The following is a 22037-nucleotide window of genomic DNA, read 5'->3' as shown; positions in this document are numbered from 1 at the left end:
TCAACCGGTTTGTCATTCGCCTCAAAACCGGGCAGGGAACACCCGCCCGGTTTTGTCTAACTTACCAGTTATAGCGCAGATTCAGGCTACCGTTCAGATCGCCAAAATCATTGCTGCCAGTCTGCCCGGCAACCTGAGCGCGAACGCTCCACTGCTTATCGATATCTGCCTGCAGACCCACTTTCAGCTCCGCACGGTTAGCCGGAAGATCCTGTTTCACCGTGGCATCATCAAACGATACCGACACATCATCGCTGGTGTGCAGCCAGTTAGCTTCAGCAAACGGCTGGATAACCGTACGGCTGCCTTTGTACAGCTTGCCGTCAACACGCAGACCCAGACGCGTTGTCCAACTGTCGCCATCCTGACCATCGATCCGGGTGCCGTAGTTATCCTTCACGCTATCCGCTGAGTAATTCTGCCAGACAACCTGCGCCTGCGGCGTCAGACTGACAGTATTGCCGTTGCTAAGCGCAATATCGTAGCGATAACCAGTTTCCAGCGAGACAGCGTTAGCGGTTGAATCATAAGATTCAGATCCCGCATCACCGCTCTCTACGCTGTTGTTGTAGAAACCGTATTGATACCAGCTATCGACATACGCGCCGCTATGCGTTTGGGCATCGGCAAACCAGGTGGCATAGACACCGAGGTTGTAGCCGTCTACGTTGGCGCTACTGGTGAACTGGCTACCGTCTGCGCCACGGTTACCGGTGCTGTCGGTATCGGCGTTGATGTAGCTCGCCATGACGCCAACGGTAAAGCTCTGCTGGCCGTTACCCCAGGCCAGAATGTCACCGCCTAGCTGGAACTGGGAGTAGTTGCTGTCCATATCGATATTGCCGCTGACAGCCTCGGATTCCGCTTTACCCGCTTTGAAGCGCGCCCATACGCTGCCATCGGCATTACGATACTGGCTGCCCTCGCGGTCATAGAGGGTCTGCATTTGCAGGTTGCGCGCCATCCACTGGTTGCCCATGTACGCGCCGATATCCGCACGGTACTGCGGTGCGACATCGCCGCCGTGGTCCGGAGGCGTGACATCGCCGCCGTCGCCGCCGTCGTCCGGAGGCGTGACATTACCGCCATCGCCGCCATCGTCCGGAGGCGTGACATTACCGCCATCGTCACCGCCATCCGAAGGCGTGTCATCACCGCCGCTGTCGTCATCATCAGACTGTGCTTTTGATGCCAGATACCAGTCGTTGTCACTTTCATTCCAGTACAGACGGTAGGTATACAGACCGGCGTTAACCTCATTTTTTAGCTCAAACGCATCGCTGGTCGATACGCCGCCAACATCCACCACTTCGATACCGTTAGTGGTCTGTGCTCCATCGCCGATGCCGTTGATGTACAGATCGGTGGTGCCGGAGGCATCGCCGGTAATGACTAACTTATCGGTCGCCGAATCATCGTCGCCCAGGACGGTATTCAGGTAAAGCGAGCCGCCGTTGCCGGTGTAATTGCCATCAACATAAAGCGTATTGCCAGGCGTGCTGGAGCTGCTACCGCTGGTTATTGTCCCCATGTTGATCAGATCGCCATTGAGGGTAAAGATGGCGCCTGTTTCCTCGCTGTCGCCAAAGACCAGCGTCCCTTCGTTGGTCACCTTACCGTTAACGGTCGTACCATTGCTGCCGCCGAAGGTTGCCCCGGAGGCGACGTTCACCGCCTGCTGGCTGCCCATCTCGCCAATCGTACCGTCTCCGGACAGCCATAGCGTGCCTTCCTGTACGTTAGTATCGCCGGTGTAGGTGTTCGCGCCGCTCAGCGTCAGTTTACCCGCGCCCAGTTTGGTCAGCGATTTACCGTCCCAGTCGCCGTTGCCGGTTTTATCGCCCAGTACGCTGGTGACTTCAAAACTGTCGCCTGCGCCCAGGGTAAACGTGCCGTGTGCTGGCGTCGCTGACGTGGCGGTCGCATTCCAGCTCAGCCCTTCGGTAAGCAAATATTCTGACGCATCTGCAGGATTGATTGTCCCGGTTACGGTCAGATAGTCCGGCTGGTCGGTGAGGTTCATCGTCAGGCTGGTAAAGTCGCCGCTGATATCGCTGTCCATATCCATCAGTTTAAAGGACTGGAACTCCGCGTCGGAGGCGCGCGCTTGCAGGCTGGCGTCGCTGACGACCAAATCGCCGCCAAGCGTGGCGCTGCCGCCGGTGATCAGCGGTTGCACTGAGTCACTATTCAGCTCAACGTTCAGCGTACTGCCATCTTGCTGAATTAACGCGCTGTCGCCGAGATCCAACGAGGTGCCGAGCGCCAGTTGGGTCGTCGCGCCGCTATGAGTGGTGATGCCGCCCACCGCGCTGACTTCGCCGTCTACGTCCAGCACCAGCGTGGCGTTATTGTCTACCAGACCGGTGCCCAGCGCCGTCGTACTGGCGGCGACCAGCGTACCTTCATTGATGGTGGTGCCGCCGCTGTAGTCGTTGTCGCCGGAGAGGAACAGCGTGCCTGCGCCTTCTTTGGTCAGCGATTTACCGTCCCATCTGCTACCCGGATCCAGCGTGTCATCAACGTCTGTCAGTGTAGCCGCAACGTTAAAGCTGCCGTCAGGGTCGCTCAGGGTAAAGGTGCCGTGGGCGTCGGTAGTGGCGTTGTCTCTGTCCGCATACCAGGAGAGGGAGGCTGTCAGATCATAGTGGGTGTTGTCCGTTTCATCGACTTTTCCGTCGATAGTCAGGAAGTCAACATCTTCGCGGTTCATCCCTGCAATGGTCAGATCGTCGAAATCGCTCGTAATGGCGCTGTCGCTGTCAATCAGCGTGTAGGTGTATGCCTCGGGCGTCCAGCTGTCTGTAACGCTGCCGATGCCGGTAACATTCAGAGTGCCGCCCAGCGTGACGCTGTCGGCGGTAATTACTGCGTCGTCGGTGGCCGCGCCGAGGTCAATACTTAGCGTACTGCCGTCTTCCTGAGTAAGCTGGCTCGCGTAAAGGGTGCTGCCCGCCGCCAGCGCGGTAGTGGCGCCGGTATGGGTGGTGATGTTCGCAAGCTCAAATGCGCCGTTGGCATCCAGCATCAGCGTACCACTGTTGTCGATATCGCCGCTGCCCAGCGCGTTCACGTTGGCGGCAATCAGCGTGCCGTCAGAGATAGTGGTGGCGCCGGAATAGCTGTTATCGCCGCTTAACGTCAGCTCGCCGGTACCGGTTTTCACCAGCGAGCCGCTGCCGAAAAGCGTATTTTCCAGCTCGCCCTCGCCCACCTTAAGCACGCCGCTGTTGTCGATATCGCCGCTGCCTAACGAATCCGCATGGTCAGCCGTCAGCGTACCGCCGGAAATAGTGGTGCCGCCGGAGTAATTGTTATCGCCGGTCACGATCAGCTCATCGCTACCGCTTTTGACAATTTGGCCCCCGCCGGTCACGTTGTTATCCAGCGTGCCCTGGCTCAGCGCAAGCGTTGCGTTTTCTGCAATCGTCACATCGCCAGTGCCGAGCGAGGCGGCGTCTTTGGCGGCCAGAATGCCGCCGACAATTTCAGTGTCGCCGTAGTCGTTGCCGGTGTTGCTGAGGATCAGCGTGCCGTCGCCTTGTTTGGTTAGCTTGCTGCCGTTCCAGTTGGAGTTAGCCGTGGTTTCGTCCAGTTCGCTGGTGACGGTAAAGGTATTGTCTGCATCAACGGTAAAAGTGCCATGCGCAGCGCGCGCAGAATTTGCGCCCGCGTACCAACTCAAGCCCGTAGACAACTCGTAGTTGGTATTATCATTCGCATCAACGCCCGCGTTGATCGTAAGGTAATCCGGCATAGCGGAGGTGTCGGCATCCAGCGTTACGCTGTCAAAATCGGTAGTGATCGCGGTTTGCGAATCAATCAGCGTGACCGATCCAAAGTGTTCGTCGGTTTCGGGCGCGACAAAGGTGGCCGTTGAGCTAAGGTTCAGCGTCCCGCCCAGCGTGACGTTGGCGGCTTTGATAATTGGCGAGCTGTTGGCGGTATCCAACGTCGCGTTTATCTGGCTGTCATCCTGCAAAGTCAGGGTATTGTCCACCGTCAGTAGCGTACCTGTCGAACCGCTCGCGTTGCCCAGCGTAATGCCGCCGTCGTTGGTCAGATTGCCGATGATTGACGGGTCGGTCATGTTCCACAGGCTGGTGTCGTCGAGCGTCAATGAACTGTTCAGGCCGTTGACGCTCCCTTGCAGTGAGGATTTTTCGGCCAGCGACAAGGCCGATACTGTGCTCCCCGTCTCAATGTTGCCATTCAGCGTTGTGTTTTTGGCCTCTACGGTTGCCGCATTATCCAGTTTAATAGCCGTTGGGCCGGTCAATGTGCTGTCGGTTAATGTAATGGGCGTTTCTATCACCGTGTTTTTATCAACGTGCAGCGCGGCGGCGTTGTCTGAGGTCACGTCCGCATTTTCGACCGTCAGCCCGGAGATATTGCTGTAAAAACTGCTGCCTCCCGTGGTCATCAAAATGCCATCGCCTTTGGCTCCGACGGTGGCGCCATTAATTTTGACGGAAGATCTCGCGCTTTTAATGCCTATATCTTCGGAGGTGATGACCATCAAACTTTTTTTGCCGGAAATATTCACCGTTGAGGCGTTAGCGGCCTCAATGGCGGCGCCTTTGGCATTATCGTGCGTGACGGTAGAGTTCGTAATATCAAGAACGCCCTTGTTGGACGCAATAACAGTACTGTCTGTACCCGTGGAACTAACTGCACTACCGTCCACCTCCAGCCAGGAGTTGTATGTCGTATCGCCAACCACACGCACCTGGCCGTTTGTCAGCGTGATTGTGCTGCCGCCCTCAATTCTCAGCGTACTTCCTTCTTGCGATGTTAAGTCACTGGTATTTTCCGTTGTCGCCTTAACCTCAGTCCCTATCAAGGTTGCTTTTGACTCGCCATTGAGCGTCAGGACACCATAGTTCCCCCCGATCTGGATGATTCCCCCCGTTAGTGTCATGCTACTTTGTTCTTTGAGATCGATGCCGGCAGTGTAGATTCCTGTCGTAGTGATTTGTGCGTCGGTAAGGTTAAGCGTCGCCCCTTTGTTAAGCGAAACCGCCGTGCCGATCGCACGAGTACTACCTGAGAGGATGTCTCCACCGCCGTCTGTTTCAATCACAACATCCGTGCCTGTACCCGACGTTGCCTGCCAGCCCCCCTTATCCGTTGGCAGACCTTCCAGAGACAGTGCTGTACCCTGGCCGGTACCTGAATAAGAGATTGGAGACGTTTCTGTGCTCAGGTCATGCTTGGTTCCGTCAATGTAGGACACTTGATTGTCGGCCATGGCCAGCGGGCTGAAAAATCCGAGCGCCGCAGCCACGGCGCAAGCCAGCGCCGCTCGCGTAGCTTTTATTATTTGTCCATATTCGGACTTTTGGTTTGGGGAATGGGTTTCACTCGCGCATACTTGCGCTTTAACTTTGCTGTGGCCTCGCGCCAGTTCTGAAGCCACAACATACATATTTCGCACGGCGCTCCAGACAATACTGTAGGTCCTGTTCAATTTTTAAATTTCCTTTTAATAACGTTCACGAAGCAAACTGGATTTTGATTGGCTGTAAATAGCTTTTAAATGGTGTATATAAATGAGATAAATAATAAATGATAAAAATATGGTTTTATGAATGATTGCAATCACCTGTAACAATATATTATCAAAGCCAAATTATTAACCAATTTCAAGGCCTATTTCAATATCAGGTCAACTTTTGATTAATTTATAATTGATATAAATATATCCATCTCTTTTATATATATTTATATTGTGAATATCATTTAATGATTTCATATATTGAGATAAATAGATGCGCGAAGCAAAAAGGGGTAATTATCATGCGACACCTGGCGTTATTTTAAATATACTCGTCATACTTCAAGTTGCATGTGCTGCGGCTGCGTTCCCTCACCCCAGTCACTTACTTTAGTAAGCTCCCGGGGATTCGCTCGCTTGCCGCCTTCCTGCAACTCGAATTATTTAGAGTATATAGGTAGCGCCAGACGCGTAATACGTAACTCCACACACGTCGCATAACCTGCTGTGCTTGCCGGCTTAATGGCGCAGTTTTGTTGCCTGGTATTCTCATCCACGCCGCAATACATGCCGCCGCTCGAGGTTGATTTAGATAAACAGGGATAGCCCTGCGTCGGCCAGCCTAACGAGCTACAGGATTCGCCGCATCAGAGCGCAACTGAACGCTACCCTGATATACCGGGATCGTTACACTGTCGGCCTGAGGCGGAGTGCCGTTAATAGCCGCAGTTTGCTCAGTGAGTTCCTGCCATGCGCCGCTGCTTCGCACGGCCTGCGCGAAGAAAGGCGTTAAACTGAGGGCGCATAGCAGCAGCCAGAATAAAAAACCGACACACTTTTTCGATTTCACTGACGTACCTGAGAAAGGTCCATTTCGTTGCAGTTCATTCCGTGAATACAAAAACGTAAAAATGCATCGCTACCGGAACAACGCCAGCCGCAAGGGATACCCAGGTTGGGCGACGCGAAGCGTCACCCAACATTCAAAGGCGCTCCCGGCCCCATTCACTACGGCACCCGGCACGAGCCTAAGCCCGAGGTCGTCGATTTTTCACGAGTACAGGTTGTCTGGCCGGTCGTTTCGTTAAATGAACAGTAGTACTTATTGCTTTGGCCTTCATCTTGCGACACATAATCCCAGGACGATGTCGTCGGCCATTGCAACGTGCCGATAACGCTCTGCAACGCTTTCAGATCATCCAGCGAGGCCATATTTTCCTGCGATCCGCAAAGATGTGTCAGCGATGTTTCAACGTGCTCGGACTGATAATAATAGTTCGACGCCCAGTATTCGTTAGTCATCAGCCAGGTATACTGGGGCATGGCAGAGAGCTCGGCTTTCAGATACGGGCGGCGCAGCGTAACGCCGTTCACCTGCACGGTATCCGGCATATGACCCCAGTATGACGCATACGGCGTATCCGGGCTGGTTTGTACCGTAAAGATTGCATCCACACTCGCCGCCTCATCAAATTGATTCGCAAGCGCCGCCGTGACAGACGTTTTTAACCCCGACGATTTATCCTGAGTTAACGTAAACCGCAACTTACCGTCATCGCCAGTGAAGCCAGACCATTTTGTGCTGAGGCCATTCTGGTTATTAAACACCACTGCCGTACCCGCCACAGGTGAAACCGGCGTCAGCATCATATTCGCTGGCGAAGTTGTAAACGGAACCGGCTCGCCAATCACGCCGGGATCAATGTATTGCTTATCCACCGCACCGCGCGAATAAGCGTATCCACGCGTCAACAGTACGGCCACCCCGGCCTGCGGCTGCCCGGCGTCGTTAGTCACCGTTACCGTCATCGGTATCGTTTCGCCTTTTTTCGCCACGGCCGCCGATTTATCGGCGTTCCATGCGTCGGAAGAGAGCGCGATATTCAGCCCGCTGCGCGGTTCTGTCAGGCAGAGTTGTAAGTAGTAGCTACCCGGGGTTTCCGACATGCTGTAGTTTTTCCCCGACTTGAGATCTTTATACTGCCAGTAAAGGGTTGAGCCTTTCAGCAGGCTATCGCCAGCCCACCACCGCTTCCCGACGGGCAATCCAATATCGGTCGCCACCTTGCCGCCTGGGTGATCGTTGTACAGCGCCGTGAAATCATCTATCGCAGCCATCTGGTTCATCGGGCACCCACCGTAATTACCGGTATTAAAATTATTCACCATGATCCAGTATTCATTGGTTTCGAAATAGGTATCCGTGTGCGCCTCCGATGAGGGCTCGCCTACCACCAGCGGGCGCTTAAACTCCGCACCGTTGCTGGCGGTGAAGGTCTCCGGCATATGGCCGTACATGTTGGCCTTGTCGCTGTCCGGGCTGGTGAGGACGGTGAACACCACCGGCAGCGATGAGGTCGCCGTCGGCGTATCGTACAGACTCGCGGTCAGCAGGTTTTTCAACCCTATGCCGCCGGGTTCGGCAAGTGTCAGAGTCAGCGTACCGTCCGCGCCGGTGGTGCCGGTCAGAGCCGATGTGGCATAGTAAAACTGTTGCTGCGCACCGGCTAGCGGCGTCACCGTCATGTTGGTGCCGTTAGTGGCTACAAATTTATTATAGTCAGTGTTGCGCGGCGTCCCGGCGTCGCGTTTAAGCGAAAAAGCCGTATAAGGCATCGGGTTGCCCATCGCATCGGTAGTGGTGATGAGCAGCGGGATCGACTCGCTGTTTTTCGCCTTCACCGCCTGAATAGCGTCATCCATCGCCTGCGGGGAGGTGAGGGTGATCTGCGTGGCCTGCGGTATCGGCGTCCTGGCGCAAATTTGGTACTGCCAGACAGAGTTGGGCGAGCTGTTTTCTGACCGACGCGAACCATCAGCCAGATCGACTACGTAATAGAAGTCAACTTTTGCCCCGCTGGAGAGTGACGTCGAGTTCGATCCGCTCCAGTAAGAATAGTAGACCGGCCAGCCCTGGGCAGTATTTATCGTTCGGTTCGGGTATTTGCTGTAGAGCGAATCCAGCGCCTCAACGGCAGGGTAATAGCCCGCCGCGCAGCGGGCCGAATTTGCCCCTGTATTGGCTGGCCCATGAAAAATCGCCCAGGTTTCGTTGGTTTCTTGCTTAGTCGTAGTATTGTCCGTACTGGCCAGCTCAGCGTACAACAGCGGGCGCTGGTACACCGCGCCATCTGCCGCCGTCAGCGACGGCGCCATATGCCCCCACATGCGGGCGACGCTGACATCCGGGCTGGTGACGACGGTAAAGATGGTGTCGATGCTGGCGCTCACGGCGGCATTTTCATACAGCGTCGCGTTAATCGCGGTGCGGGTGCCGTGGGTGTCCGGGCGGGTGACGCTGATGATACGGGTGCCGTCAGGACCGGTCTGCGACCCCATTTTAGTGGTGGTCCAGGCCAGCGATTCGCCGTCGATCACCACGGGCGTCACGATGCCTTGCATATCGTCGCCGTCCTGGGCGGTATACTTTTCGCCACGGCGATCGTAACCGTCGCCGCGGGTGAGCACAAACGGCGCTTCCGGGATCGGGTTGCCGCTGGCGTCCTTCACCGTCACCTTGAGCTGTAGGGTATCGCCCTTTTTCACTTTGACTGCATGCACGTCGCTGCCGTCGTACCACAGCGATGGATCGACCGGTTCAATGGTGATGGCGGCTGGTACCGGGTTGTCTCTGGCCAAACAACTGGCATAAATGGAGTCGGTGTTGCCCGCGGAGACGTTGCCATCCTTCAGCGCGATCCATTTCCACGTGCTGGCGCTCTGGAAGGTGGACGACCAGTAGTTCAGATAGACTGGCCAGCCCTGAATGCCGTTAATTTTGCCACCGCTGTTGGCGTTATACAGCGCCTCAAGCTGGTCGATGCGCGGCAGGCGGTTCGCCGCGCAGCCGCCCGCATCCGGATTGCCCGCCGCGTCGGTGTGGGCCACACGCGTCCAGGTCTCATTGCTCTCGTCCTGGGTACGCAGCGGGTTGCTCACTTCATCCGCCAGTTTGGGCCGCTCAAAGGTCCAGTCACCCACGGTAATTGTGTCGGCCATATGGCCCCACATTTTGGCTTTTGCCGTATCCGGGCTGGTGGCGACGGTAAACTTCACGCTGCGGGAAACCGGCGTATTGATGTATGAATGGATGGGCACGATGCTTAACTGTGTCAGCAACCCCACGCCCTTATCCTGGGTGAGGATAATGGTCGCATCGCCGTTGGCGTCGGTGATCCCCTGATAAACCTGTCCGGCAATGTAGCCGACGCCGTCAAACTGCATCTCGCCGTTGCTGGTATCGGTAAAACCGGTCGTCAGCCCGTCGCGCCGCCTGCCGTTCGCCATGGTGATGGTGAAGTCGGTATTGGCGATCGCCATGCCGTTAAGAGCGTTGCGCGAATGGATGTTCAGCTTAATCTGTTCACCCACTTTGGCGGTCATATCGGCGTTTTTGGTCGCCGGGTCGTCGTTGAAATAGACGTCCAGCACCGCCACCATTTCATTGGCCGAGCAGGTCAGGTAGTTCGGCGTATCGGTAAATTTGCCGCTATCGCCGTTTTCGAGGTTGACGTGTACCGTCCCGGAGGCGTCGCTGTCGGCGGCGATGTAATAATCTTCGGTCGGCCAGCCGTGTTCGCTTTCCATCTGCCCGCCCGCATGTTCGCTGTACAAATGCGCCAGCGACGACTGATCCGGCACCTGGCCGACACCGCACTGCGCGGTGGCCGACGCCACGGAGTTAAATGTCGCCCACTGTTCGTTGTTTTCGTCGAACTGGCCGTCTTTATGGCTGGCCTCCACCGCCAGCAGCGGACGTTTGTACAGGTTGCCCGCATCCACCACGCCGCGCATATGGCCCCACATGTTGGCGCCGTCCACGTCCGGGCTGGTGACTACGGTAAAAATCACACTAAAGGGCAGCTCAACGTTGCCGCCTTCATCGTCCGGCATCACGATGCGGATGGGCGTCTCGACGCCCAGACCACTGTCGTGTTTTAACGTCAGGTGCGCCTGACCGTTGACGTCGGTCACGCCGGTATAGTGCTCCGGCGACGAGGCGCGCATGTCTTCGGAACTGACGGTCACCCGCAGGTTATCCCACGCGTCCTGATGCTCCCCTTTGCGGTTTTTCGCCGGGTCGATAAACAGCTCCATATAACGGTAAGGCAGCGGTTTTTGCGTGTCCCGGTCGACTACGGTCATCGTCAGATTGATCTCGTCCCCCACCTGCGCTTTATACGGCCCCACCGGAGAAAGGGTAATCTGCGGGTGCGCCGCAGGCTGGGCTTTATCCACGCAGCTGACCAGCAGCGTGTCGCTGTCGGCGGCCCTGACGACCGATGCGCTGTTCATATGTACGGCAGCGTGGTAGCCGCTCATCTGATCTTTGGTCGACGACCAGTATTCGGCATCGTCCGTCGCCGGCCAGCCGGTGTACGTTGCCAGCGTGCTGTGCTCATGTCGCATCTGCACCAGTTGTTCGGCGTCCGGCAGAATATTGCAATGGTTATCGGCGCCGTTCCAGTCGAACAGCGCCCAGGTTTCGTTGGTATCGACGACGCTTTTGTCAGCGCCGCTCGCTTCCGCCGCCAGCTTCGGGCGGGTGAAGGTGTAGGTTATACCGTTCAGCGTCGCGGTAGCGCTCTCTATCATGTGGCCGTACATACTGGCCTTATCGCTGTCCGGACTGGTGATGGTGGTGAAAATGACGTCGACATTGTCGGTCAGCGTGGGATAGTTTTGCGAAGAGACGATAAGTCGCGTTTTTACCCCCGGACCGTTCTCTTGCGTTACCACCACCGTGGCGTTGCCCTGCCCGTCCGTTACACCATGATATTCTGTTTGCGCAGTCGTTAACTCGGTATTGCCAACGCGCACCGGGTTAGCGTTATTGACCACACCCTGGCGATTTATTGCATCCTCGCGACGGATCACAAACGGCGCATTGATCGCAGGTTTGCCATCACACGCTTTGGTGGTGACAGTAAGAGTAATACTTTCTCCGACCTTAACTTTCGATGCTTCAAAACTGGCATCGACATGATCGCCGCTCACAGAAACAGGGTCGCTCACCGCTGGTTTGATATTCAGCGTCACTTTCGGGCTTAACAGCGGAATGGTCGCATAATTCGGCACCCCGGTATTCGTAAAGAGCCACAGCGCGGGAACGTTGGTTTCATCTTCCACCTGCGCCCAGGCCACCAGCTGTCGCCCGGCGAGGTTTTGGGCGCAAAAGGTCAGGTTCGGAACCGGCTGCGGCGAGAGCGGCGTATCGGGCGTGGCGGCATCGGCCCATACCAGACCCATGGCGGGCGGCTGGCGGTTTTCCCAGGCGATGGTGGGCGGATCGCTAAAGAGATCGCCTTCGGTATCGGTGGAATTGACCGCCTGCATCGAGGTTGAGGCAGCATCCGCGCTAAAATCGCGCGGCATGGCGCTGAATTCAATATCGTGGGTTTTGGTAGGGTCAAGCAGCATACTGCCTTGATACAGGGGAATAATCGCGCCGTCGGCCAGCGGCGCGGTGCCGTTAACAGCGCCGGTGACTGAGTTCAGCTCTTGCCAGGTTCCGCCCTTCAATAGCGCCTGCGCAGGCGCGATCGACGCTGCAAACATGACCAGTAATGTCAGTAAGAAATGTACAACTTTATTCACTTGCCGATTCCCGTCCATGAGCGATAGCTACCCGTTTTCATTTTCTGTCGTGATTCAACCCACTTTGCTTAGCGCGCGGCTAAGCAAAGTGCGCGGAAAATACCACTCCCCGCAGGGAGTGGTATGTTGAGGACAACTTATTTGCGTTTGTAGTCGATGGACAAAGCAAAGCCCTGGACACCGTCGCTACCCACGGTAACGCCGCCTTCCGCACCCTCGAACGCCTCTTTCGCTTCGGCGTTGGTAAGCGGGATGACAAGGTCTTTATCGTTCCAGCTTTCGTTGACAATACCGCCGGCACCAGTACCTGCTTTTGCGCTGGTCCCCATGAATTTCCAGCGGTAGTCATACTGGCTGGTAACCTCTTCACCGGTATCGTATTTACCTGCCGTACCACCCTCTTTATCTTTCCACAACAGAACCTTATAAGTTGTGTTGGTTTTGAGCGGAGTAGAGGTACCCAGCAGGTTGGTGGTTGAGCCAGACTCGTAGATCACAACATGGACGTTTTCATCCACCACCGGACCTTCCGGAATATCGTCGCCATCCGCACCACCGCCCGCATCGGTCGACAGGTCTTTCAACAGCAGTTCGGTTGCCACGGCAGGGTCACCGGTGGTGGTGGTTGGCGTGATTTTGATACCGATATAATGGTCTGCGTCAGCCGCCTGAATTTCATAGGTATCGCTACCTTCGGTGCCAATCTCTTCGGGATTGCTACCATTCTGGTCGCTGTATCTCATCCACTGCACCGTCTGTTTCGTGGCGGCGTTGTCGGCATCCAGGTCGCCTTCCGTATCGCCAATCGCCCAGTTCACCGTGACCTTATCGCCAACGTGAAACTGCTTATCGCCTTCGGTCACAATTTTACGATCGCCGCGATCGATAGTTACCGTTACGTGATCTTTGTCGGTATCCGCGGTTTTATCCGCCGCACGGGTAATCCACGGCACCGTACCCTGAATGGTGCCCGTCTGTTCAGTGGCACTCTGCCACTGCCCCGATTTCAGATTACCGTTTGCCGCCACCGCTGGCGCGGCGCAATATCCGGCAACTACTAATGCTAAAGCGACCTTCGTCAGCCGCCGTTTTACTGTTGCTTGCATTCAGACTCTCCTTTTTCTCAAAATTCAGCGGCTGGCTGGTCAGCCATAACGCTGACGCTATTTCTGGCTATACGTAACGCGTATGCCGTAACCCTGAACGCCATCTTCCTCGTTGGCGGCAAACTTCTGCGCCGCCTCTTTATTGGTTACTGGCAGGACAAGATCTTCATTCATGGTGTTGGCCAGCGCGCCGGTATGTCCGTTTGTACTCTGCCCGGTAAACTCCCACTGGTAGTCGTACAGCGCCATCTCTTCTTCCGTGAGCTGCTCGGACATCTGAAAAACATTGTCTTTATTTTTGTCGCGCCACAGCAGGAAACGGTAAGCATTATTGACCGTAGGGTGCTTATCTTCTTTGCCGATAAGGTTGACAGGGTTAGCGGCTTTGACCTGATAAATCACCGCATTCAGCGCGCTCAGGCTGTCGCCGATAAAAGTGACATCAACGTAGTTACTGTCGCCATAGGCGTCTGCTTTCGCCTTCCAGCGGAAAGTGCCCGGCAGGGTGCTGGAAAGCGTCACCGTCCCCGCTTCTTTATCACGGCTGGCAATAAACACGCAGGGGGTTTCCGTGGTGCAGGGCGTCTGGGCCAGGGTGACTTTTTTATCATTGCTGTCGTACAACACGGGCGTCATGGCATCGTCCACCAGTTCGTTACCATTGCGATCCGTGGAGTCGCCAAAGGAATCGGTGATCAGCAGATCCATCACCACGCCGTCTTCGCCATCGGCCAGCGCGCTGGCTTCATGGCTGTGATCGCTGCGATCGGTATCGGCAATGTTGTCGACGATCAGCTCAATTTTGCGATCCTGCTGGACGGTGATTTCCACCACGCCAGAGTTCTGCTTATTGCCCTTTTCGTCTTCCAGCGTCATGCGTACTTTCCAGGTGTTCATGGCGGTACGCTGCTCTTCGGTATCGGCGTTAACCCAGGCAGGAAGCACCAGATTCCAGCTGTTATTGTTGCCTTCGGTTAACGCATTAGCTTTTACCACCGGCATCACCAGCGTACGGGCGGCGTTGTTTTTCGCCTGCCAGGAAGCAGAAATAATTTTGTAATGGTGGTTAATCAGCGCGTTGACCGTCCACTTACATTTCTCCAGCCCCACCGCGGCCTCAGGCGTATCTTCAATCACGCATTCCGGGTGTTCGTTGGTGGCGTCAGCCTTCAGCCACAGCGTGACGTCCAGCGGATCTTTCTCGCGATATTCGAGAATGATGAAATTGTTACGATCGACAAAATCGGTGCGGCTGCCCATTAAGGAGTGCTGAATTTTAACGTTTTCCGGATCGAGTTGCGCCGCCAGCGGCGTGCCTATCTGGTAGTTCACAGTCGCGTTAACGCTAAAATCGTTACTATCGCCAGTACCGGCTTTGTAATCCGTACCAACCGTGACCAGCGGTACCGGCGTATATTCCAGCCCCAAAGTGACGGCATGAGGATCTTTTTGCAGATTATCGGTGCCAAACAGCGCTACTTCATCGCCGTAGTACTGTTCGTAAACTAATTTAGCGCCAAGCTGCGGATAAAACGGCAGCCAGCTTTCCATGCGGATATCCCAGCCGCGCGCGGGTCGTTCTTCATAAAAGTCGAAATCTTCGGAGTCTTTCCAGTCAGAAAGAGGATGGTAATAGTTGCCGGAGAATTTCAGGTAATCCGTCCAGGCTTCGGTTCCCAGACCTAATCGACGGTGACCGCGCGTAAAATCGTAGTCATAGAATGCGTTGCCGCCAAGCAGCCAGTTGCCGACGTTCTGGCGAACGCCAAGCCCAAAGTTACCAATGGTGCGGTCTTCCTTACGCTGAGCCGAAATCTGGCTAAAGAAAAGCGTGCTCTGATTGTCATACCAGGGAATAAAATAATCCAGCGAACTGCCGTCCAGATCGCCGCCTTCGCCTACGGTGAGGCTGGTACGGATCTTGCCATAAGGTGACATTACGCCTTCAAGATATGACTGTGCTGAGGAAGTGATTTGGTTTTGCAAATAGCTACGCGCCTGGGATTCCAGCGCTTCCGGGGTGAGATTATCAAAGCCCTGGGTGGCGGAATTAATAAAGTAGTCAGCGCCCTGTTCTTTAAAGGACTTTCCTTTATTTTCCTGTTCTTCTTTTTTGGCGGATTCACTGGCTAAATCAGGCAGAGAGGAGTGGCTTTCATCATTTGCAGATACAGAGTTATCTGCGCCGGAAGCCGCAACTGATACTCCAGACACTACTAGCAAAACCAGAATGCGAATCCTTCGCACCATATGATATCCCTGTCGTTAAATAAACACGCCTCAATGAAAAGATATTATATGGATGATTCAGATGGAATCATAACTAACAGACCTAAATATATTCCTAAAAAGAAAAGTTTAATATGAAACAGACTTATAATATTGATATAATAAATAAAAAGAAGGCTGTTATTTATTTCTAATATTAATTTTTGGGAATAATATTCTCTATAAATAGTTGAATCAATAAAAAGAATAAAATAGCCGCCGGGCAGGATACTATGCTGATATTACGGGAGTATCGAATAACGCTTTTGTCCTTAGCCGGATAAGACGCCGACGCCTCTGCTCTGCGGCGCAACGTCGACAGCGGTTTTATTGATTGGAAATGACGAAGTTAACCCGTTTTTTTGAAATTAAACCATGACCGTTCTGGCAAAAATAGTCCACTGCGCCGCAGGCTTTCAAAACCTGTAACGGCTGGCGGCAGTCAGGACAAAGTGCCTGTAACGAGAAATCTTTAGCGCATGTCTCGCAATGCGCTGTATCGCCATTGCGCTCCAGCGCGTGATGGCAAACGGGGCAGGTTATTTCCATAACATTCTCCTCAGGCGCGTGACTCACTTTTACTTGAAAGGCCTGATAGCGCAGCGCTTGTCAGGCCTGGAATATTACTGAAAAAGCATTACTTGCTTTTCTTGATATGTTTCATCAGACGCTTACGTTTGCGCATTTGCGTTGGCGTCAGTGTGTTACGCTTGTTCGCATACGGGTTCTCCCCTTCTTTAAACTGAATGCGAATCGGCGTCCCCATCACTTCCAACGACTTGCGGAAGTAGTTCATCAGATAGCGCTTATAGGAGTCTGGCAGATCTTTTACCTGGTTGCCGTGAATCACCACAATCGGCGGGTTATAGCCGCCAGCGTGGGCATATTTCAGTTTCACACGGCGACCGCGCACCAGCGGCGGCTGATGATCTTCCACCGCCATCGTCATGATACGGGTCAGCATCGCAGTGCTCACCCGGCGAGTGGAACTGTCGTAAGCCTCGCGTACGGACTCAAACAGGTTGCCGACGCCGCTGCCGTGTAGCGCAGAGATAAAATGGACGCGGGCAAAATCAATAAAGCCCAGACGGAAATCCAGCGTCTCTTTCACCTGCTCTTTGACTTCCTGGCTCAGGCCATCCCATTTGTTGACTACGATAACGAGTGAGCGCCCACTATTGAGGATAAAGCCCAGCAGAGACAAATCCTGGTCGGAGATCCCCTCGCGCGCATCGATAACCAACAGTACGACGTTAGCGTCTTCAATCGCCTGCAACGTTTTAATCACCGAGAACTTTTCTACCGCATCGGTGATTTTTCCGCGCTTACGCACTCCTGCCGTGTCAATCAGCACATATTCCCGTTCGTCGCGTTCCATCGGGATATAAATGCTATCGCGAGTGGTGCCCGGCATGTCGTATACCACCACGCGCTCTTCACCGAGAATACGGTTAGTAAGTGTGGACTTACCTACGTTCGGGCGACCGACAATCGCCAGCTTTATCGGCAGGCTTTGCGGGTCAAAATCATCTTCCGGCGCTTCTTCGCCATTTTGTTCCGCCTCGAACTGCGCCCAGTATTCCGCGTCTTCATCCACCTCTTCCTGCGGCGCGACATCATCCATCCACGGCAGAAGCACATGTTCCAGCAGGCTCAATACGCCGCGACCATGTGAGGCGGCGATAGGGTAAATTTCGCCTAATCCCAGCGAGTAAAAATCGACAACCGCCTGATCGGGATCGAGACCATCCGTTTTATTCGCCACCAGGAAGGTCGGTTTTTCACGGGAACGCAGATGTTTGGCAATCGCTTCATCCGCCGGCATCAGGCCAGCGCGCGCATCTACCATGAATAACACTACATCCGCTTCTTCAATCGCCAGCAGCGACTGTTCCGCCATCCGCGTTTCGACGCCGTCTTCGGTGCCGTCAATACCGCCGGTGTCGATACAGATAAACTCGCGGCCTTCAACTTCCGCACGACCGTACTTACGGTCACGAGTCAGACCCGGGAAATCCGCAACCAGCGCATCTCGGGTGCGGGTCAGACGGTTAAATAGCGTGGATTTTCCGACGTTAGGGCGCCCGACAAGCGCGACCACAGGTACCATGTTTAAAGCCTCATTAAAAAAATCATCAGACAACGCGCGCATTTTGCGCCATTGTTAAAAACAGGAAAACGGCCCCTACACCAGGAGCCGTTTTTTAAAACGCACAACCGTGACGATTAACGCGTAATCGCGTAGACCGTACCGTCTTTGGCCTGGATGAGCAGTTTACCATCCGCCACCGTCGGTTCGGTCAGGAAACCGGAACTGTCTACTTTTTGTTGGGCCACAAAACGCCCGTCATCAACATTTATCCAGTGCAGATAACCTTCGCTATCGCCGACGACTAAATCACCATTATACAGCACCGGGGAGGTCAGCAAACGGTGCAGCAGATCGCTTTGCGTCCACAGCGTTACGCCGCCGTCAGTGGTCAGCGCCAGCACGCGATCGTTCTGATCGACCAGGTAGATACGGTCGCCGTCGACGATAAAGTCATTGACCGAACCCAGCTCGCGTTTCCACATAATCTGACCACTGCGCAGATCCAGTGCCGTTAAGTTACCATTATACGCCAACGCGTAAACGACGCCGTTTACCACAACCGGCGTGGTATCAACGTCGCTCAGACGGTCAATTTCCGTTGGGCCAGTGGCCTGGGAGATACGCTGTTGCCAAATCATCTGGCCTTGTTGCATCAACACGGCGCTGACGCGGCCATTATCACCACCAACGATAGCCGCGCCGAACGCGGTTGCCGGCGCAGATTCGCCGCGCAGCGACAGCGAAGGCATATCCAGGTTCACCGTCCATTTAATGGCGCCATCCGCCTGATTTAGCGCCTGCAACTGACCGTTGCTGGTATGGATAAGGACGATTCCATCACTGACAACCGGGCGAGACAACGCTTCGCCTGCGACCTTCGTCTGCCATGCTGTGGTGCCGTCGCTGGTATTCAGCGCATAAACCTCGGCCTTTTCACTGCCGATATAGACGTGACCGCCCGCGACAGTGACGCCGCCGGACAACAGCGCGGACGAACGAGAGAACCAGCCGTCTTTTTCGCCCAGATTCACAGACCAGATCTCTTTGCCATCATCCGCATTGAGCGCTTTTACCACGCCCGCGCGATCGGCTGCATAGACCACGTTATCTGCCATTACCGGATGAAGGTTAGAATAAAATTCGCCAATTCCGTTACCGACAGAGGTGCTCCAGACAGTGGTCGGGGTAAACTGGTTTTCAACCTGCGGTAATGGAGACATCTTGACGACATCTTCTTCGCCGCTAAACAGTGAACAGCCGCTGAGCAGGGTAACGGAAAGCAACCCTGGCAGAAGTAATTTACGCAATTGCATCGGGTCCCTCTCAGATGGACAAGTTATTGATTTTCATCTGCATCATTTCGCTCAACGCCGGAGAAGCATCGCTATTGACGCCCGCTTCCCATGCGCTGCGCGCGCCTTTTTTATCACCCTTACTCAGCAACGCTTCGCCGCGCAAATCAGCGACAATGGCCGTCCATCCTTCGCCTTTAACGGCATCCAGAGTTTTCAGCGCGGCGTCAGCTTGCTTAAGCTGCAACTGAACGCGAGCGAGACGCAGATTAATCACCGCTTTGAGATTTTCATCGCTGGTGGCCGCCAACCCCTGCTGCAACTGGGCTTCGGCTTTTTTAAGTTCATTCTTATCCACAAACTGCTGCGCCAGTTCCATAGACGCCAGCGCACCATAGGTATTTTTATTCTCAGCCGCGAATTTTTCAGCGGCGGGAATGCTATCCGGCTTATCGGCGCTTACCGCCGTCACCGCATTTTGATACGCCAGAGAAGCAGCACGCGCGGACTCCGTCTGATGGCTGCTCCAGTAACGCCAGCCAACCAGCGCGCCAACCCCTAAAATCACTCCGACAGCCAGCGCTTTGCCGTTTTCGGCAAAGAAGCGTTTAATCGCATCCACCTGGTCGTGTTCGTTCTCGTAAATTTCCACGCTGTCCTTCTCCTTAGCCCAATAAAGTGCGCAAATGCGCGGCGACGCTGTCCTGCGCCACTGCCGTTTGCTCACCGGAGCGCAAATCCTTCACTACAACAGTCCCATCGGCGACTTCAGATTCGCCAAGAACCAGTGCAATACGGGCGCCCCACTTATCGGCGCGGGCAAACTGTTTCTTAAAGTTGCCGCCGCCGTGGTTTGTCATTAGCTTCACGCCTGGCATTTCATCGCGCAGCCGCTCCGCCAGCGTCATTGCCGCAGACTGCGTTTGTGCGCCGGCAGCTACCAGGTATATATCGACAACAGGAGAGGCAATAAATTCCGGATTAACTGCCTGAACTAACAAAACAAGTCGTTCCAGGCCCATCGCAAAGCCCACTGCCGGGGTAGCGCGACCGCCCAGTTGTTCCACCAGACCATCATAACGACCACCCGCACAGACGGTGCCTTGTGACCCCAGACTGTTTGTTACCCATTCAAATACGGTGCGGTTGTAGTAATCCAGACCGCGTACCAGACGCTGGTTGACGGTGTAGGCAATCCCCGCCGCGTCCAGCAATTTACACAGGCCGGAAAAGTGCTCGCGTGAATCGTCATCGAGATAGTCGCCGAGAGCGGGCGCGTCGTTGAGCAGCGCCTGCACGTCCGGATTTTTTGAATCCAGCACGCGCAGCGGATTGGTATACATACGGCGTTTGCAGTCTTCGTCCAGCGTCTCTTGATGCTGTTCGAGGAACGCGACCAGCGCATCGCGATAGTTCGCACGCGCCTCTAATGAACCAATAGAGTTCAGCTCCAGGCTAACGTGGTCAGCGATGCCCAGCGCGCGCCACCAGCGTGCGGTCAGCATAATCAGCTCCGCGTCAATATCCGGGCCTTGTAAGCCGAAGACTTCGGCGCCTAGCTGATGGAACTGACGGTAGCGGCCTTTTTGCGGACGCTCATGACGGAACATCGGGCCGATATACCACAAACGCTGTTCCTGATTGTACAGGAGACCATGTTCGATGCCGGCGCGTACACAGCCCGCCGTACCTTCAGGGCGCAATGTCAGGCTATCGCCGTTGCGATCCTCAAAGGTGTACATCTCTTTTTCAACCACGTCAGTAACTTCACCGATCGCGCGTTTGAATAACGGGGTCTGCTCTACAATCGGCAAGCGGATTTCACTGTAACCGTAGCTGCCGAGCACGTTTTTGAGTGTGCCTTCAATGCGCTGCCAGATGGCGGTTTCGCCAGGCAGATAATCGTTCATGCCGCGAATGGCTTGAATGTTTTTTGCCACGTTTATTCTCTTTCTGAATATAAAAATGAACCCTCAGCGCTTCCCCGAACGAACCGGGAGCCATGCGGGTTCAATCATACACGGGAAGCGCGCCGCTTCCCATCACGTTCTTATTTTTCAACCTGCAGCACGTCAATCCGACGCGCTTCATCAAGTTGACTTGCTTTCGCGCGAATACGGGATTCAAGCTGCGCGATCATATCGTCGTTATCGAGTCTGTCCTTACGCACGCCGTCTTCATACAGGCCGCTTTTCTTATTGCCGCCCGTCACGCCCAGCGTCGATACCAGCGCTTCGCCCGGCCCGTTCACTACGCAACCGATGATCGAGACGTCCATCGGGGTGATGATATCTTCCAGACGCTGCTCCAGCGCGTTCACCGTGCCGATAACATCGAACTCCTGGCGAGAACAGGTCGGGCAGGCGATGAAATTGATGCCGCGCGCGCGAATGCGCAGCGACTTCAGAATATCGAAACCGACTTTGATCTCTTCCACCGGGTCGGCCGCCAACGATACGCGCAGCGTGTCGCCGATACCTTCCGATAACAGCAGACCTAAACCGATCGCCGACTTGACCGCCCCGCTACGCGCGCCGCCCGCTTCGGTGATCCCCAGATGCAGCGGCTGATCGATCTGTTTAGCCAACAAACGATAAGACTCAACGGCAAGGAATACATCGGACGCTTTTACGCTCACTTTGAACTGATCAAAGTTGAGACGATCGAGATGATCGACATGGCGCATGGCTGATTCCAGCAGCGCCTGCGGCGTCGGCTCACCGTATTTTTCCTGCAGATCTTTTTCCAGCGATCCGGCATTTACGCCGATACGAATAGGGATGTTTTTGTCGCGCGCGCAGTCCACCACCATACGAATACGTTCTTCGTTACCGATATTGCCGGGGTTGATACGCAAGCAGTCAACGCCGTATTCCGCTACTTTCAGCGCAATGCGGTAGTCGAAGTGAATATCGGCAACCAGCGGGACGTTAACCTGCTGTTTGATAAGCTTGAACGCTTCGGCGGCGTCCATGGTCGGTACAGAAACACGAACAATATCTGCGCCAACGCGTTCCAGCGCTTTGATCTGATTAACCGTCGCTTCCACGTCAGTGGTACGCGTGTTAGTCATCGACTGGACGGCGATGGGGGCGCCATCGCCAATCGGCACATTCCCAACGTAAATACGTGTCGATTTTCTACGTTGAATCGGAGCCTGGTTATGCATGAAAAATCTCCCGCGT

At 54.8% G+C, this 22037-nt stretch carries 11 protein-coding genes; all 11 read right to left on the bottom strand.

The features are described 5' to 3' along the window. Positions 1 to 61: 61 nt before the first annotated feature. Complete coding sequence (gene shdA, locus QEN32_RS06200) at positions 62 to 5470, bottom strand: fibronectin-binding autotransporter adhesin ShdA (protein ID WP_265322240.1); 5409 nt, start codon at positions 5468 to 5470, stop codon at positions 62 to 64. Between the two features lie 649 nt (positions 5471 to 6119). After that, positions 6120 to 6347, bottom strand: a complete 228-nt coding sequence (locus tag QEN32_RS06195) for a hypothetical protein (protein ID WP_000837122.1) — start codon at positions 6345 to 6347, stop codon at positions 6120 to 6122. 158 nt (positions 6348 to 6505) lie between these two features. Then, positions 6506 to 12112: a DUF823/DUF824 repeat adhesin RatA gene (ratA, locus tag QEN32_RS06190; RefSeq protein ID WP_265322239.1), complete on the bottom strand. Its 5607-nt coding sequence runs from the start codon at positions 12110 to 12112 to the stop codon at positions 6506 to 6508. 119 nt (positions 12113 to 12231) lie between these two features. Then, positions 12232 to 13200 (bottom strand): SinI family autotransporter-associated protein, encoded by a 969-nt coding sequence (locus tag QEN32_RS06185; RefSeq protein ID WP_265322238.1) that lies wholly within the window; start codon positions 13198 to 13200, stop codon positions 12232 to 12234. 57 nt (positions 13201 to 13257) lie between these two features. Continuing rightward, a complete protein-coding gene (gene sinH, locus QEN32_RS06180) occupies positions 13258 to 15450 on the bottom strand; it encodes an intimin-like inverse autotransporter SinH (protein ID WP_265322237.1) in 2193 nt (730 codons plus the stop codon). Positions 15451 to 15795: 345 nt separating this feature from the next. Next, complete coding sequence (locus QEN32_RS06175) at positions 15796 to 16017, bottom strand: zinc ribbon domain-containing protein (RefSeq protein ID WP_265322236.1); 222 nt, start codon at positions 16015 to 16017, stop codon at positions 15796 to 15798. Positions 16018 to 16105: 88 nt separating this feature from the next. After that, positions 16106 to 17578, bottom strand: a complete 1473-nt coding sequence (gene der / locus QEN32_RS06170; protein WP_000249411.1) for a ribosome biogenesis GTPase Der — start codon at positions 17576 to 17578, stop codon at positions 16106 to 16108. Between the two features lie 116 nt (positions 17579 to 17694). Continuing rightward, a complete protein-coding gene (gene bamB, locus QEN32_RS06165; protein ID WP_001177072.1) occupies positions 17695 to 18873 on the bottom strand; it encodes an outer membrane protein assembly factor BamB in 1179 nt (392 codons plus the stop codon). Between the two features lie 10 nt (positions 18874 to 18883). Then, positions 18884 to 19504, bottom strand: coding sequence for a YfgM family protein (locus tag QEN32_RS06160; RefSeq protein WP_000409190.1), 621 nt, complete (start codon positions 19502 to 19504; stop codon positions 18884 to 18886). 13 nt (positions 19505 to 19517) lie between these two features. Continuing rightward, positions 19518 to 20792, bottom strand: coding sequence for a histidine--tRNA ligase (hisS, locus tag QEN32_RS06155; protein ID WP_023195324.1), 1275 nt, complete (start codon positions 20790 to 20792; stop codon positions 19518 to 19520). A 110-nt stretch (positions 20793 to 20902) separates the two neighbouring features. Then, positions 20903 to 22021, bottom strand: a complete 1119-nt coding sequence (gene ispG / locus QEN32_RS06150; RefSeq protein WP_000551804.1) for a flavodoxin-dependent (E)-4-hydroxy-3-methylbut-2-enyl-diphosphate synthase — start codon at positions 22019 to 22021, stop codon at positions 20903 to 20905. Positions 22022 to 22037 lie beyond the last annotated feature (16 nt).

The sequence above is a fragment of the Salmonella sp. SA14318 genome, assembly GCF_029866905.1.
Classification (GTDB): domain Bacteria; phylum Pseudomonadota; class Gammaproteobacteria; order Enterobacterales; family Enterobacteriaceae; genus Salmonella; species Salmonella enterica.
The sequence above is the reverse complement of the archived record's forward strand: the minus strand, read 5'-3'. Positions and strand labels throughout refer to the sequence as shown.